The 15,166-nt window shown below is 39.5% G+C and carries 18 protein-coding genes; 13 read left to right on the top strand and 5 right to left on the bottom strand.

The window, feature by feature from the left end; all coding sequences use genetic code 11:
• The first annotated feature begins 135 nt into the window (after positions 1–135).
• From QUE03_RS17655 to QUE03_RS17630, 6 genes are all read left to right on the top strand, one after another.
• Positions 136–606 (top strand): Lrp/AsnC ligand binding domain-containing protein, encoded by a 471-nt coding sequence (locus QUE03_RS17655; protein WP_286263279.1) that lies wholly within the window; start codon positions 136–138, stop codon positions 604–606.
• Between the two features lie 41 nt (positions 607–647).
• Complete coding sequence (locus tag QUE03_RS17650) at positions 648–1,025, top strand: hypothetical protein (RefSeq protein WP_286263278.1); 378 nt, start codon at positions 648–650, stop codon at positions 1,023–1,025.
• 97 nt (positions 1,026–1,122) lie between these two features.
• Positions 1,123–2,775 (top strand): M28 family peptidase, encoded by a 1,653-nt coding sequence (locus tag QUE03_RS17645; RefSeq protein ID WP_286263277.1) that lies wholly within the window; start codon positions 1,123–1,125, stop codon positions 2,773–2,775.
• Between the two features lie 174 nt (positions 2,776–2,949).
• Entirely contained in the window at positions 2,950–3,780 is an 831-nt protein-coding gene (locus tag QUE03_RS17640; protein ID WP_286263276.1) for an HDOD domain-containing protein, read from the top strand.
• A 279-nt stretch (positions 3,781–4,059) separates the two neighbouring features.
• On the top strand, positions 4,060–5,481 hold the full coding sequence (locus QUE03_RS17635; protein WP_286263275.1) for a sodium-dependent transporter: 1,422 nt from the start codon (positions 4,060–4,062) through the stop codon (positions 5,479–5,481).
• A gap of 116 nt (positions 5,482–5,597) precedes the next feature.
• Positions 5,598–6,509, top strand: coding sequence for a class I SAM-dependent methyltransferase (locus QUE03_RS17630; RefSeq protein ID WP_286263274.1), 912 nt, complete (start codon positions 5,598–5,600; stop codon positions 6,507–6,509).
• Position 6,510: 1 nt separating this feature from the next.
• On the opposite strand, the gene QUE03_RS17625 is transcribed toward QUE03_RS17630, so the two are convergent.
• Together QUE03_RS17625 and QUE03_RS17620 are read right to left on the bottom strand one after the other, a co-directional pair.
• Entirely contained in the window at positions 6,511–7,125 is a 615-nt protein-coding gene (locus QUE03_RS17625) for a LysE family translocator (RefSeq protein ID WP_286263273.1), read from the bottom strand.
• Between the two features lie 2 nt (positions 7,126–7,127).
• Positions 7,128–7,976 carry a DNA ligase gene (locus QUE03_RS17620; RefSeq protein ID WP_286263272.1) on the bottom strand — a complete coding sequence of 283 codons (849 nt, stop codon included), beginning with the start codon at positions 7,974–7,976 and terminating at the stop codon, positions 7,128–7,130.
• A 109-nt stretch (positions 7,977–8,085) separates the two neighbouring features.
• On the opposite strand from QUE03_RS17620, the gene QUE03_RS17615 reads away from it, so the two are divergent.
• Together QUE03_RS17615 and QUE03_RS17610 are read left to right on the top strand one after the other, a co-directional pair.
• The gene (locus tag QUE03_RS17615) at positions 8,086–8,319 is read left to right on the top strand and encodes a hypothetical protein (RefSeq protein ID WP_286263271.1); all 234 of its coding nucleotides are present in this window, start codon (positions 8,086–8,088) and stop codon (positions 8,317–8,319) included.
• Between the two features lie 206 nt (positions 8,320–8,525).
• Positions 8,526–8,768 carry a PGPGW domain-containing protein gene (locus QUE03_RS17610; RefSeq protein ID WP_286263270.1) on the top strand — a complete coding sequence of 81 codons (243 nt, stop codon included), beginning with the start codon at positions 8,526–8,528 and terminating at the stop codon, positions 8,766–8,768.
• Positions 8,769–8,921: 153 nt separating this feature from the next.
• Here the strand turns inward: QUE03_RS17610 and QUE03_RS17605 are convergent, their stop codons facing one another.
• Together QUE03_RS17605 and QUE03_RS17600 are read right to left on the bottom strand one after the other, a co-directional pair.
• A complete protein-coding gene (locus QUE03_RS17605; protein ID WP_286263269.1) occupies positions 8,922–9,635 on the bottom strand; it encodes a DUF3581 family protein in 714 nt (237 codons plus the stop codon).
• 147 nt (positions 9,636–9,782) lie between these two features.
• A complete protein-coding gene (locus QUE03_RS17600) occupies positions 9,783–10,055 on the bottom strand; it encodes a GIY-YIG nuclease family protein (RefSeq protein WP_286263268.1) in 273 nt (90 codons plus the stop codon).
• 29 nt (positions 10,056–10,084) lie between these two features.
• Here QUE03_RS17600 and arfB point away from each other — a divergent pair, with 29 nt between their 5' ends.
• From arfB to QUE03_RS17585, 3 genes are all read left to right on the top strand, one after another.
• Entirely contained in the window at positions 10,085–10,507 is a 423-nt protein-coding gene (gene arfB / locus QUE03_RS17595; protein WP_286263267.1) for an alternative ribosome rescue aminoacyl-tRNA hydrolase ArfB, read from the top strand.
• Between the two features lie 55 nt (positions 10,508–10,562).
• Positions 10,563–11,366, top strand: a complete 804-nt coding sequence (locus tag QUE03_RS17590; RefSeq protein ID WP_286267907.1) for a DUF2797 domain-containing protein — start codon at positions 10,563–10,565, stop codon at positions 11,364–11,366.
• 169 nt (positions 11,367–11,535) lie between these two features.
• The gene (locus QUE03_RS17585) at positions 11,536–12,384 is read left to right on the top strand and encodes an HDOD domain-containing protein (RefSeq protein ID WP_286263266.1); all 849 of its coding nucleotides are present in this window, start codon (positions 11,536–11,538) and stop codon (positions 12,382–12,384) included.
• A gap of 70 nt (positions 12,385–12,454) precedes the next feature.
• Here QUE03_RS17585 and QUE03_RS17580 read toward each other — a convergent pair whose 3' ends face one another.
• Positions 12,455–13,174 (bottom strand): potassium channel family protein, encoded by a 720-nt coding sequence (locus tag QUE03_RS17580; protein WP_286263265.1) that lies wholly within the window; start codon positions 13,172–13,174, stop codon positions 12,455–12,457.
• Positions 13,175–13,453: 279 nt separating this feature from the next.
• Here QUE03_RS17580 and glnK point away from each other — a divergent pair, with 279 nt between their 5' ends.
• Together glnK and QUE03_RS17570 are read left to right on the top strand one after the other, a co-directional pair.
• Entirely contained in the window at positions 13,454–13,792 is a 339-nt protein-coding gene (gene glnK / locus QUE03_RS17575) for a P-II family nitrogen regulator (protein WP_286263264.1), read from the top strand.
• 35 nt (positions 13,793–13,827) lie between these two features.
• Entirely contained in the window at positions 13,828–15,072 is a 1,245-nt protein-coding gene (locus QUE03_RS17570; protein WP_286263263.1) for an ammonium transporter, read from the top strand.
• Positions 15,073–15,166: the final 94 nt, after the last annotated feature.

Genomic DNA, 15,166 nt, shown 5'->3' with positions numbered 1-15,166 from the left:
TTGTAATTTATTTAATTTAATATAAGTGCTGTATTTTACGACAATGACATCCGTATATGTTGGTGTAATTCGTATTTTTACGGTATATAATTTTGTTTAATGTGATATTTGCAATAATAAATACTGAGTAAGATTATGAATAGAGACCGCATATTGGATCGAATCGATCTAACAATTTTAGACACTCTTCAAAAAGATGGCCGAATTTCTAATGTAGATTTGGCCAAAAAAGTTAACTTAAGTGCCAGTCCCTGTCTTGATCGGGTTAAACGTCTTGAAGCAGAGGGTTATATCGAGCGTTATGGCGCATTTTTAAATCCCAAAAAACTCAAATATGGCATGTCTGCGTTTATTCAAGTGACGTTAGACAGAACCACCAAAGATGTCTTTCATAAGTTTCGTGATGAAGTGGTTAAAATAAAAGAAGTGGCAGAATGTCATATGGTAGCAGGGGGCTTTGATTACTTGATCAAACTGCGTTTTGAAGATATGGAAGCTTACCGTGAGGTGTTAGGCTTTATTGTGGAATTGCCCGCTGTATCACAAACCAATACCTATGTGGTCATGGAGCATGTGAAAAAAGATTTGGGTATATCTATTATTTAACTTAAGGTAAAAGCTCTATTCAGCAATTAAAGGACTAATGCATGAAATATCTACTTTTAGGGAGCATTTCGCTGTTTTTAGCAGGATGTGCCAACATCAATACCAATATTGGTGATTATGGTCATAGTAAGGTAACAAAAGAAATCAGCCGTACCGTGGTGCGGGAAGTGACTCGCGATCAAATATGGCAACTACAACATCAACCACTAGGTCTTGTGGTAAGTCATTATTGTCAGGAACGACCTCGCGACTATATGCCAAATATACAAACGGTTAAACAAGGCCTTAAAGAAAGTGTACTCTCTGCTGGCGGAAATGCGATGGTGTTCGATCGATGTTATCGGGACACTACATCTGGCAGTTGTCATGTCTATGTTGAATGTGCAGCACTAGCTTATTCAGTAAACGATTTTATGTGATTTATCGAGTAATTTTAACCGCACATCTGATCACTCTAGCGTTTTATTATGCGGCAATATATAGTGCGTTGCGTCAATTACAACAAAGATCTTAAACATGAATCATTTCAAACCAGCCGCAATGTCGGGGTTATTACTCGTTGCTGCACTTTCGGCTTGTACGCCTGACTCTCAAGAAAACACAGCTACGCAGCCAGTAGTTAATGCGGAAAATATCAAAGCGCATATTGCGTTTTTAGCCGATGACATGTTAAAAGGACGCGATACCGGCAGCGAAGGCTACCAAATTGCAGCCAATTATGTGAAATCATACTTCAAACAGTATGGTTTATCTCCAATGGGTGAACATCAAGGCTTCGAGCAAAACGTCACCTTCAGAAAGGCATTCTTAGAAGAAAATGGTGCGGCTTTAAGCATTTCATCTGAATCAGGGGAGCATGAACTAAGCTATCCAGATCAGTTTTTGGCTTCAGGCTCAGCATTAACAACTGAATCAAGTATTACCGCTGAAACCGTTTTTGTAGGCTATGGCGTAGTGAACGACGCTTTTGGGCTGGATGACTATGCTGGGTTAGATGTGGAAGGCAAAGTGGTGGTGATGTTGACTGGCCGCCCTGAAAGCCTACCCTCAGAAGAGGGGGCACATATCGGTTCATCGTCTGAAAAAGCGCGTCATGCGGCTGAACGCGGCGCTGTTGGGATTATTTCATTACACACGCCAAAGCGTGAGAAAGTGCGCGCCTACAGTGTTTCAGCTAAATATGCAAACGGCCCACGTTTAAGTTGGCTTAAAAAAGACGGAACGCCATTTGGAAAACATCCGCAGCTAAAAGGCAGTGCTTATGTGAACCACGAACATGCTCAGCCATTATTTGCAGGGGCACAGCGCAGCTTAGCTGAAGTGTTCAATGATGACAGCGAAAACAAAACAATCAAAGGTTTTGAGCTTGCAGCTACGGTTAGTTTGTCGAATAAATCACGTCATGAACAAATTACTAGCCCGAATATTGTCGCTTCGATTGAAGGCAGCGACCCACAACTCAAAGATGAGTATGTGGTTTACAGCGCGCATTTAGATCATATCGGTATTAGTGAGCACGGTGATCATGAAGATAATATTAATAATGGTGCGTTAGACAATGCCTCTGGAGTTTCTATTTTACTTGAAACAGCGCGCATGATGGCTACCAGTGAAACAAAACCAAAACGCTCGGTGCTATTTGTTGTTGTAACGGGTGAAGAAAAAGGCTTATTAGGCTCAGGATTTTTTGCCAATAACCCGACAGTGCCGGCAACAAAAATGGTGGCAAACGTAAACTTGGACATGCCGCTTATTTTGTATCCGTCTGCGGATGTTATTGCATTTGGCTCAACTCACTCTACTTTAGGTCCAATTGTACAAGCGGCCGCAGAAAAAGTTGATATGAGCCTTAGCCCAGATCCGATGCCTGAGCAGGCACTGTTTACCCGTAGCGATCATTATAATTTTGTTAAAGCGGGTATTCCTTCAGTTTTCCTAATGACAGGCTTTAAATCTAAAGATCCTGACATTGATGGCGGTAAAGTGTTTAAAGAATTTTTGTCCACGCACTATCATAACCACAGTGACCAAATTGACTTACCAATTAATTATCAGGCCGCAGCTTCATTTGCTGAGGTTAATTTAATGATTGGACTTGAAATCGCCAATCAAGCCGAGCGCCCCAAGTGGAACGACGGAGATTTCTTTGGTAAAACATTTGCTCAGTAATTAATACGTTCACTGATGTAATTGAAGGCGCACGTGATTGATTCCGTGCGCTTTTTTTATAAGCAGTGTAAAGTAAATCAATCTTGGCATAAATTGATGCGAAAGCTTTATTAGCGCAACCATTTTGTCGGACTACCTATTAGCGAATAAAAAGTATTAGCGAGGAATTGTAGTATGCAAGCAATAGATTATGCTGCTCAAGCAAATGGTTCATTTGCGTTGCCAGATGCCTGTTTTAAAGTCAAAGAGTTGATGGAAGATGAAGCTTCAACAATCGACGATTTCGCCAATGTGATCAGAGCCGATCCATCTATGACCTCACTGCTGCTTAAAATTGCGAACAGTGCTATTTATAATTTTTCTGGTGAAATTAGTACTATATCAAGAGCTATTACCATTATTGGCACGCAAGCTATTTATAACATGATGCTTGTTGATGTCGCGGCTTCTGCATTCAAACATTTTTCTAATCAAGCGATAGACTTAAAGCGCTTTTGGCGTATGAGTGTGTTTTGTGGTTTGGCTTGTAAAAACCTAGGAATTACCGCAGGAATTCGTGATATTGAACGGTTATTTGTTGCGGGTTTATTGCAAAACTTTGGCGAATTGCTTGTGGCCAAAATTGAACCTGAGCTAGCAAAACAATGTGAAAACTATGATGCTAACAACCTACCATGGCAGCTACAAAAGCAAGTGTTGGGGTTCACCTATACGGATGTCTCAGCGGAATTATTGAAAATATGGCAAATACCGGAAAAAATTATCTTGCCGATTCGTCATTATAACCAAGCGCAAGATATTCAGATTAATAAAGACGTTAAAGTGCTTTACCTAGCGTCACGATTGACTCTGGTTGACAGCCACCCTGAGGTGTTTACTTACGATGAAACAGTGGATGAAAGTCTTTGTGCTAGTTTAGGTATCTCAACTCATGATTTAAACGCAGCGGCAGAGTTTGCCACTAACGAGGCGGAAAACATATTATCTATTATGAACGCAAAATAAACGATTCAACCATCGAAAGAGCAATTAATTGATGAAAAGTATGAATCTTTTCGTAACCGTATCTCATTGAAAAAAAAGAGTCTTTTGCGGTTTTGTACTAAAAGTGCCCAGAAAAATATACACTTTGGGCACTTAATCCTTTTCGTAAGACAAGACAAGCACATCAATCCTTGCTAGCATCGGGCAAATAAAAAATTACAACAACTCCTTACATAGCGCCCTTTCTAAGGTGAAAACAAATAAATTGCTACGTAATAATAACTATAATCAAGGAACCTTATGAGCGCACAAAGAGAACATTTTAGCTCCCGTATTGGCTTTATTTTGGCAGCCGCCGGCTCTGCTGTTGGTATCGGAAATTTGGTTGGTTTTCCTGTCAATGCCGCTAAAAATGGGGGCGGTGCCTTTTTACTGATTTATGCCATTTTCGTCTTTCTCGTTTGCTTGCCTGTCATGATGGCTGAAATGGCGATTGGTCGTAAAACGGAGAAAGAACCTGTTGGGGCATATAAAGCCCTTGGCGGTGGCGGAATGAATTGGAATATTGCTGGTTTATTAGGTGTGCTTACGCCATTTATGATTGCGGTATTCTATATGGTTTTGACCGTATGGATATTTGCCTACATAGCAATTACTTTATCGGGTAACTTGTCCTACCTAGCATCACCAGCTTCATTCGGCGAAATTATTAATAGTTCTTATATTTTTGGCGCAATGATCATTGTTGCTGCGATTGTGAATTTCATCCTGGCCGCAGGTGTGAAAGACGGTATTGAAAAAGCTGCTAAAACCTTGATGCCTACTTTGTTCATTATGTTGGTCGTGTTAGTAATTTTCGTACTAACACGTGACAATGCGCTGGCTGGCGTTAGCTTTTTCTTGATTCCTGAGTTTGATAAAATTACTCCGTCAGTGGTTAACAGTGCTTTATCGCAGGCATTTTTCTCGCTGTCATTAGGTATGGGTATATTGATCACCTATGGCTCTTATATCAACCGTTCAACGGACATTGTTAATTCAGCCAAATTAGTAGCCATTACCGATACTGCTGTAGCGTTTACTGCGGGTTTAATGATCTTACCGGCAGTGTTTTCATTTAATCCTCAAGTTAACCCGCAAGAATTAAGCGACAGCTCGGTTTCATTAATTTTTACTTTCTTGCCGAAAATATTCTTAGCTTTGCAAACTTCTATTGGTTACTTTGCAGCTAGCGGTGTAGCAGCGTTCTTTTTTATTTTAGTGTTCTTCGCAGCTATCACTTCGTTGGTGTCTATCATTGAAGTACCTGTTTCATATTTGGTAACGGAAAAAGGTAAAACACGTAAGAAAGCACTGGCTACTTTAATGATGACAGGTGGCCTATTAGCATTGTTTGCAACGGTTTCGTTTGGCATGGTGGGCTTTTTTACGGAATTTACAAGCTACGCAGGTGGTACCCGCTCATTCTTTGATGTCATTTACGATATTTTCTATGACACTATTTTACCGTTAAATGGACTTTTACTGTGTTTATTTGTCAGCTACCGTTGGAAAAAGCATAATTTATCAGAAGAACTAGCAACAGGCCGTGAAGGATACAAAGGGTCATTTGCTGAAAAGTATATTAACTTCTCGTTAAGCACGTTTATTCCAGTTATTCTGCTTGGTATTTTCTTAAATACAGTGGCAGTGAAATTTTTTGGTATTAACATCTTTGGTTAATACCAAGGATAAACTGAGTGAACTGTGATTCAAATACTTAGTTTACTCAGTGCCAAAGCTAGCGAAAAGGCCGTATCAAAGGTATGATGCGGCCTTTTCATATGCGGTAAAAAAATATGTTTGAACACATTCAAATTAATGATCTAAGCCAATGTCAGCGGATATTTCATGGACGAGGTCATGCCTACCCTGGATTTGAACATATTAATGTTGACTGGTTATCGCCGGTTATTCTGATCACCTTATACAAAGAATCACCTGAAGATTTTATTGATCAACTTGCACAGGAATTGCAGCAACGCATACCATCATGTCGTTCGGTACAAGTGCAGCACCGTTGGCAAAAACTGGCGCCGTTTGAATTGGTTCGGGGTGAAAAGATCAATCATACAACTGTTGATGAGAACGGGTTGAACTATCACATTGAGTTAGGTCGAGCACAAAATACAGGGTTGTTTTTGGACATGCGCCATGGCAGACAATGGGTACGTGAAAAAGCACTGGGAAAAAACGTACTTAACTTGTTTTCTTATACTTGCGCTTTCTCCGTTGCGGCTATCGACGGTGGCGCCCGTCAAGTGGTCAATGTCGACTTGAGTAAGCCGTCTTTGGCAAAGGGTCGTGAAAATCATCGACTTAATAATCACTCAACTGAAAGTGTTGTCTTCCAAGGCGTTGATATTTTCAAGTCTTACGGGCGATTAAAAAAGTATGGACCTTATGAGTTATTAATTGCTGATCCGCCTTCCTTTCAAAAGGGCAGCGTCAATATTCAACGTGATTACGGCAAAATCATTCGCCGTATTCCGCAATTATTAAAGCCTGAAGGCTTAGCCATGTTATGTCTAAACTCTCCTGATCTTGATGATAAATTCTTGCTGGAAGAGGTTGCGCGGGAATGCCCTGAGTGTCAATTGCTTGAACGCATAGAGCCGCCACACGTTTTCAAGGAAGCTCATCAAGGAAAAGGTTTAAAAGTACTTATTTTTCAATATAATCCAGGGACTACTAGCGACAAGTCAGAATGAGTTAAGTCCAGATAACTCGTGCAGCTAATAAGACTAAGAAACCACCGGTGACTTTATCGACAATGGCGCTGTTTGCTTTTAGTTTTTTCAGCAGTGGGCCACGAGAAAAACCAAAAGCAACTATGCAGTACCATAGTGTGTCAATACCACCTACGGTTGCTGTCATAATGGCTTTTTGTTGCCAGCTCGCTTCAGCGTCCACGTATTGACTGAAAAGCGCGAGAAAAAATATCGCTAATTTAGGGTTTAAAAACGCAATCAAAAAACCATCACGCCAGCCATTTACAGTGTTAGCCGGTACTTGCTCAACATTTTCAATGGCACTTTCACGAGTGCTATTTACTAATGCTTTTATTCCTAAATAAAGTAAAAATGCCGCGCCAGCATATTTTATGATGGCGTACAGTACTGGTGAGTTAACAATGATAATACCAATACCTGTTGCTGTTATGGCGGCGTATAGTGCGACACCAAAACCATGACTTATTGCAGTGGCGTAGCCTTGTTGTTGACCACCATTTAAGGTGTTTTTAACAACAAGGGCTAAGCTTGGTCCTGGTGATAAAGCGCCTAATATGCAAATCAGCACCAATGAGAGCCACAAATGAAATTCCATGATTATTCCTGAGCAAGTTGTTTAATTCGAAGATAGCTGGCAAATTTTGGCACGCCAGCGTTTGTTTTACCACTGTATTTATATGACACAATAGCACCAATAGGCGGCGGATTCTTGCGTTCTTGATCGCTAAAACCACTACCAATTTTAAAACTGATACCTTCAGGAGTTTTTACAAGTATCGACCCTAACATGCCCACATATTTTCCTTTACCGCCAAAATGCTTAATAACAGTGGCATCGGCATCAATAAATGGTTTTAGCTTCATTAGTTGCTGTGTGCGTCCTGATTTATACAAGCTTTGCTTGTGATGCAGCATTACGCCTTCACCACCGTTTTTTATAATGTTTCTATAGTAGGCGTGCAGCTGCGTGTTACTTTCCACACTGATTTGTTCTATTAATTGCAAGTAGGGACTGTCTGTTGTTTTAACAACACGAGTCATAGCGGCGAAGCGCTGCTCAAAAAGCCCTGTATGCTGTGGAAGGTCAAAAATCATAAAGCGGATAGTTTGCCATTCTTGCGCGATGGGCGATTTTTTCCTGACAATAGACATGATGGTTTGAAACTCTCCACGAGCACTCCACAATTCACCTTCCATTGGCATCATAGGCCAATTTTTAGTAAAAAAATCTGGTGCGCTGATGACCTTTCCCGATCGGGTTAAAAGTTGTTTCCCAGTCCAGTAGCCTCTGATGCCATCAAGTTTTTCACTGATATAATGTTCTTCTATTTTCGCGCTTTCTTTATAGGGGGTTGCGAGTTGAATCGGCAGTTTTATTGCCTTTAATGGCGTTATGCTAAGTAGTACACAAACTAGTATTAAATAAAATAGAGGTCGTGGCTTCATTTTTCATCCTTGAAATAGACACAGTGAATAAAATGTTAGCCTAAGTTGTTGATAAAGCAATATTCTCTTCTACACTGGTATTAAGTTTAACCTTCTACAAGGATGTAGCATGATGAAAAAATTTTCTCCCGCGTCTATATTGCTGATTTTGACTTTTACTATGTCAGCACAATTCGATGCCATGGCAAAAAGCAAGAAATGCGACAAGTACAAGAAAAAATATGAAGATATTCAAGCAAAGCAGCGCCAACCAAATAATAATAAACGCAGTAATCAACTTAAGGACAAAGCAAGAAAGAGTTTTCACCAGTGGCAACAATGCAAGCAAGGTAAAATAAAGTAATCCGTTGGTGTAAGTATCGTTGGTTGAACATATAGACTTTGCTCGTTGGACAAAAATAATCATTTTCACTAACTTATGGTGCGATTTACTCCTTAACTCATACTCAACTTAAATAATAATATTTTAAGTGCTTGTTATTATTGTATTTAAATAGTTGGTCTTGGAATTGCTTTAATTAAAGTTATTGAGGAAAATTAAGGATTAATATGGATAAGCAAGTTAAAAAATGGCTCATTACCATCGGTGGTGGATTTTTAGTGGTAATTGGTACGTTATTTATATTATTGCCCGGCCCCGCATTTTTATTCATCCCAATCGGTTTAGCAATTCTTAGTCTTGAGTATGAGCTAGCAAAAAAATGGTTGAAGAAAAGCCAAAGCGTTATGAAAAAAAGTGCAGTAAAAACAGATGAATTCTTTGCTACTTGTCGTCGTAAAATACGCAAATAGTGCTTAGGTCGTAGCCAATAGAGGTGGCTAGCATTTATTTATGCCGGCCGTTTTTTTGATAAGTTATTTTCTAACAGACTTCTAATTAACAAAGCCGCTTAGAATTGTTCAGCACGAGTTCAAACAACCCGTGCTAGATATACAGTTGAAGGATTAGCGGGTTTTATAATATGCGTCTTTCATTTCAACGTACTGCTCTGACACTTTATCCATTGTCTCTGAACAATACTCTCGTAAACCACTTAACACCATGTGCTTTTCACCGCGACCGATACATTCGCCGTTAGACATTAGGTCAAACGCCAATTCAACATTGCCACGCTTACCATCGATAGTCAGTGTCGAAGAAGAATATTCCAATGTAACTTTTTCAACATCAAGACGCTTCATGTGCAATGACATGCTTTCATACATCACCATTGGACGTGCAGGGTTGATCATTACTTTGTGTTTTTTCATTAATGCCACTAACAAATGCGGAAAAGTATGACCCGAAAAACCAACATAGGCACGGATCAATGATTCAATCAGTGTTTTGTTCTGTGTACTTTCACCTTCCGCTTGAATACGCAAATATTCTTTCTGGTTATCATCTACTACTGAGCTATTTTTTGATAATTGCAGTGGGAAGTTCAATTCGATATTGTTTGATACCATGCCAGCAAATTCAAACACCATCTCTTTGTGAAGTGCTGCCTGAGACAAAATGACAGAAAATAACAGATCCCCAGGAACACAAAATCTTTTCGCATCAATATCGTGCAAAGGGTTAAAATCATCAGCAATTTCTTTAGCAAATTCACTGGCTTGTTCGCGAGTGAAACTAATTTTTTGCGCAGACTGATTGTAGTAATTTTCTATAAACATGGCTAAATACCTTGATAACCGTTAAGCGGCGCGCATTTTAACAGCAGAATCGGTTGAAAACTAAGTATTATTTAACAAAGCTGACCACTAAAAGTGCTAAATTAAGCGTACATCTGTCTAGTTATTGTCGAGAATCTGCAATCACAATTAACTATTTGTTGCTTGGTAAGTGATAACAAGTAGCTCTTTTTTTTCCTTAGACAATCGTTTTATCTGGTGTTCACGTTGGCAAGCTTGGCTGCGTGACTTGCATACTTCTACAAAGGCTAACTCAACAGGTCGCCTAACACGTGTATACTTAGCGCCTAATTTATTGGATTGATTATGTTCATCAACGCGTCGAGAGGTATCTGTTGTCACACCACAATATAAGCTATGATCTGCACAACGTAGCAGGTAAACGTACCAATTTTCTGCCATTATATTATAAATAGTCTAAGGTTTTTCTGGTGTCAGAGCATATCCCAATTAGAGGTCAAGTTCACTTAAATCTCGATCAAGTATCGTTTTCGGCGATGCGTGCCCAAGGTGCTGGTGGTCAACACGTCAATAAAGTCTCAACAGCGATTCATTTAAGATTTGATATCAAAGCTTCCTCATTACCGGAGTCTTATAAAGAAAAGTTATTGGCGTATTCTGATCAACGTATCACCAAAGAAGGGGTGATAATGATTAAGTCTCAAGACTCTAGGAGCCAAGAACAAAACAAACTTAATGCCATTGACAAATTGGTTAAACTCATTTTTAAAGTGACAGAAAAACAAAAAATGCGTCGAGCAACAAAACCGACTAAGGGTTCAATCACCAGACGGTTAAACGCAAAGAGTAATCGAAAACAGTTAAAACAAAACCGCCGTAAAATTTCAATGTAGAATAAGGTTATGCAGGTTAAATATGACAATAATAAATACAGGTCCACTATCAAAAATGGTTGGCAAGCTCGATCAACACGGCAATGTTGATTATCAATTACCTATTGGTGACGAATTACTACCACTTAATGCACTGATCGGAAAGTCGTTAACCTTAATTTTCAATGGCGAAATTCGATGCCGTCACTGCAATCGTAAAACCAAAAAAAGCTATTCCCAGGGTTTTTGCTTTCCATGCATGCAAAAATTAGCGCAATGCGATATGTGTATTATGAAACCCGAAACTTGTCATTACGACAAAGGCACATGCCGAGAGCCAGAGTGGGCAGAAACCCATTGCATGACTTCACACTATGTGTACCTTGCTAATACTTCAGGTTTAAAAGTCGGTATCACCCGAGGAACACAGGTCCCAACGCGCTGGATAGATCAAGGCGCAACACAAGCTTTGCCGATCTTTAGAGTGAGCACAAGGTTGCAATCTGGCTTGGTTGAAACGGCGTTAGCAGAATTTATTGCTGATAAAACTAATTGGCGCGCTATGTTAAAAGGCTCAGCAGAAGATATTGATTTAAAAGCAAAATCCTCAGAGTTGATTCCATTAATAGAGCAACGCCTAGCGCAAATTAAATTGCAGTTCGGTGAAGAAGCTGTCGAGAGATTGGATGAAGATGTAGTTAATCTGCACTTTCCAGTTGAACGTTATTTAAGCAAAATAAGTTCATTTAATTTTGATAAAACCCCAGAGGTATCTGGTGAGCTTATTGGTATTAAAGGACAGTATTTGATCTTGGATTCTGGTGTGATCAATATTCGAAAATTCGGTTCATATCATGTTAGTGCTGAGTATGGTCAATAAATAATTTATTTTTCATGAATATGTCTATACTAAGCTGTATGTAATGTAGTAGAAATTAACCGTTATATTTTTGAATATCTTCTATCAGTTGTCGTTATAAGAAGTCGTATTTTTAGCTGGTTGAATAATATTCATGCATTAAAAAGCTTACTAATTTAGGATCTCCTTTATGAATGCTGTTGATTTTGCTAAGCAAGCAAATGAAATTTTTGTACTTTCGGATTCGTTTATCAGGATCAAAGAGCTTATCGATGATGAAACATCGACCATTGATGACATTGCTGATGTCATCATTATCGATCCTGCCTTGTCCGGTACTATCTTAAAACTAGCTAATAGTTCTTTTTTCAATTACCCCGGTAAAATAGACACAATTGCTAAAGCCGTGTTGGTTCTCGGGATCACCGAAGTATATAACTTAGTGATTGCGTATTTTACCACAGAAGCATTCAAAGCAATCCAAGCACCGGCGGATTATTTGGAAGAGTTTTGGGAACAAAGTGTTGATTGTGCATTATTAGTGAAATATTTAGGTGGTGAGCTCAAAGTACCTAATTCTGAAAGATTATTTATTTTAGGCTTGTTACACAATCTAGGAGAACTCATTGTTAAACAATTAGCGCCTGCGAAAGTAGAAGCATGTGCGGTGAATGACAAGCTTGAAATCATGCCTTGGCAGCAGCAGCAAGAAGTACTAGGGTTCACTTTTGGGGATTGCTCAGCGGAATTGCTAAAACAATGGCAGTTACCATATAGCTTAATAGAGCCCATTCGCAATCAAGACGACAGTGATTTACAAGATGTGAGTCAGGAAAGTAGCTTACTTTATATCGCCAAGCGTGTGATGTTAAACAGCAATAAATTTCCTAACATGCCGCTGGAAACATTTATTACGCCTGAGCAGCTTGTAAATTTTGACGTGGAAAGTACTTTGGTTAATTCTGCCGTTAATTATTGTAACATGGAACGTTTAGGTGTTTTGTCTGTATTGAAACCCAGCTCGGTGATGATTTATTAGTCATAGATAATTGTCATTTATTTTAAAGCCTATCAACAGATAGGCTTTTTTGTATGACCCAATATATCCGTTAATGGTTATTGCCTTCATTCGTTTCACTAATGTGATCTAACTTGAACTTCTGTCGTTTAGACATATGCGCCCCCACTAGGCTCGCCACTAAAATAGCCATGTAAAATTGACCAAAAATGGCTTGGAAATAGACCAGAAATCGCGTGATTGGAATTGCGGGAGATATATCTCCGTAACCCACTGTCGTTAAGGTAACGAATGAAAAATACATCAAGTCGGGATAAATAAAATACCATTTAGCATTCTGAGTTAGGCCATTAAATGCGTTGCTCCACATCAATTCAGATAGCGTATATAGCAAAGTCCAAATCAGGCCTAATAGTAAGTATAGGCAAATTGCGCCTATGATTTTATTACCATTTATTTCACCGGTGAAGATGACCTGCTTTGCTGTTTTCATTGCAGACACAATGAAAAATACCAACATCAGTAGTAAATGAGGGTAATACAAGCCTGCCTTGTCTAGCCAATAACCTGCCGCCGCGGCTACTACAATAGCCACAGGAAACAACGCCATCCTATTAATGAGGCGATGATTCGCATTAGTATTCCATACCGCAATCAGTAGAGTTACAACGGTAGATGACTGAACTAAGCGTTGAGCAGATGCATCAAAAAATTGCTGTGCTAAGGCTGAGCCAAAGGCTAACAAAACTAAGGCAAACATCAAGTAAATGAAATTATCTTGCTTGCTGATAAGCCGAGATGATTTATTCACGAAACCTCCTGTAAATCGCTGTATATCTTAATGAAATAGTACAGGTTCAACTTTACGATGAACTGGTTCCTTTTTACAACTAGTGTAGTCACTGTTAAACGAATTTCCTTCATTTGGTGCGCACAGCAACAATGCACTGACAATAAATTATTGCACCAAATTCGTGCGTGCAATTAGACGCCAGCTATAGTGAATCCTGCTAATGCATTGTTTTTAAATGATTAAAAATGATTGGCATAGTGATTGTAACTTGTACTAGAAAAACATAGAGGAATAATTATGAAGTTAGTAAATGCAATCATAAAGCCATTCAAACTGGATGATGTTAGAGAGGCTATCTCTGAAATTGGTGTTGAAGGTTTAACTGTCAGTGAAGTAAAAGGGTTTGGTCGTCAAAAAGGACACACTGAGTTATACCGTGGTGCCGAGTACCAAGTTGATTTTTTACCTAAAGTGAAATTAGAAATTGCTGTTAACTCAGACGTGGTTGATCGCTTAGTTGAAGCCATTTCTAAAGCCGCTTACACCGGGAAAATTGGTGACGGTAAAATCTTTGTTTACGACCTTCAACAGGCTGTACGTATTCGCACCGGCGAATTAGATACTCAAGCCATCTAAAGACCAAACTATTATAAGAATTTAAGGGGATAGAAATGGAAGAGTTAGCAAAAGTCACGACCACAGTATCAGAGTTGCGTTTCGCACTTGATACGTTTTATTTTTTAATTTCAGGTGCATTGGTCATGTGGATGGCAGCTGGTTTCGCTATGTTAGAAGCGGGCTTAGTTCGCTCTAAAAATACCACAGAAATTTTGACTAAAAACATTTGTTTATACGCTATTGCGTGTGTAATGTATTTATTAATTGGTTACAACATCATGTATGTTGATAACGCAGAGGGCGGCATTATTCCTTCATTAGGTGCTTTAATTGGCACTCAAGCTGAAGGCGCTGATCATTCTTTAGAATCAGACTTCTTTTTCCAAGTTGTATTCGTTGCTACGGCAATGTCGATAGTTTCGGGTGCAGTAGCTGAACGTATGAAGCTTTGGGCTTTCTTAGTATTCACTGTTGTTTTAACGGGTTTCATATACCCACTTGAAGGTTACTGGACATGGGGCGGTGGTTTCTTATCTGAAGCAGGTTTTAGTGACTTCGCAGGCTCTGGTATTGTTCACATGGCCGGTGCTGCAGCTGCATTAGCGGGTGTGTTATTACTAGGTGCTCGTAAAGGTAAATACGGTAAAAATGGTGAAGTTGTGCCAATTCCGGGCTCAAACATGCCATTAGCGACATTAGGTACGTTCATTTTATGGATGGGTTGGTTTGGCTTTAACGGTGGCTCTCAATTACTGCTTTCTGACGCAGAAAACGCAACAGCGGTAGGTCAAATCTTTCTAAACACTAACGCGGCAGCAGCAGCCGGTGCGGTAGCAGCGTTATTATTAAACAAAGCTATTTGGGGCAAAGCAGATTTAACAATGATTCTAAATGGCGCGTTAGCTGGTCTTGTAGCGATTACTGCTGACCCGCTTTCTCCTTCACCAATTGCCGCGTCGTTAATTGGTGCTTCAGCAGGTATTTTGGTTGTCTTCTCAATTGTTGGTTTGGACAAAATTAAGATTGATGATCCAGTAGGTGCAATCTCTGTTCACGGTGTTGTTGGTTTCTTTGGTGTCATGATTGTTCCACTAAATAATGGCGACGCATCATTTGGCGCTCAATTATATGGTTGTGCAGTAATCTTCGGTTGGGTATTCGCAGCGAGTATCGTTGTGTGGTCTATCTTGAAGAAAGTTATGGGTATTCGTGTTAGCGATGAAGATGAATACAACGGTGTTGATAAATCAGACTGTGGCATTGAGGCTTATCCTGAGTTTGTTTCAGTGAACAGCTAACCAAGCTAAACAATAATAAAAAACGGGGCTCAACTTCGCTGTTATATAAATGATAGGAATAACGGAGCCTCAATAATTCAAGCAGCTTTTCAGC

Source organism: Thalassotalea atypica (assembly GCF_030295975.1).
Classification (GTDB): domain Bacteria; phylum Pseudomonadota; class Gammaproteobacteria; order Enterobacterales; family Alteromonadaceae; genus Thalassotalea_F; species Thalassotalea_F atypica.
Note: the sequence above shows the minus strand (reverse complement) of the source record. Positions and strands in the feature narration are given on the sequence as shown.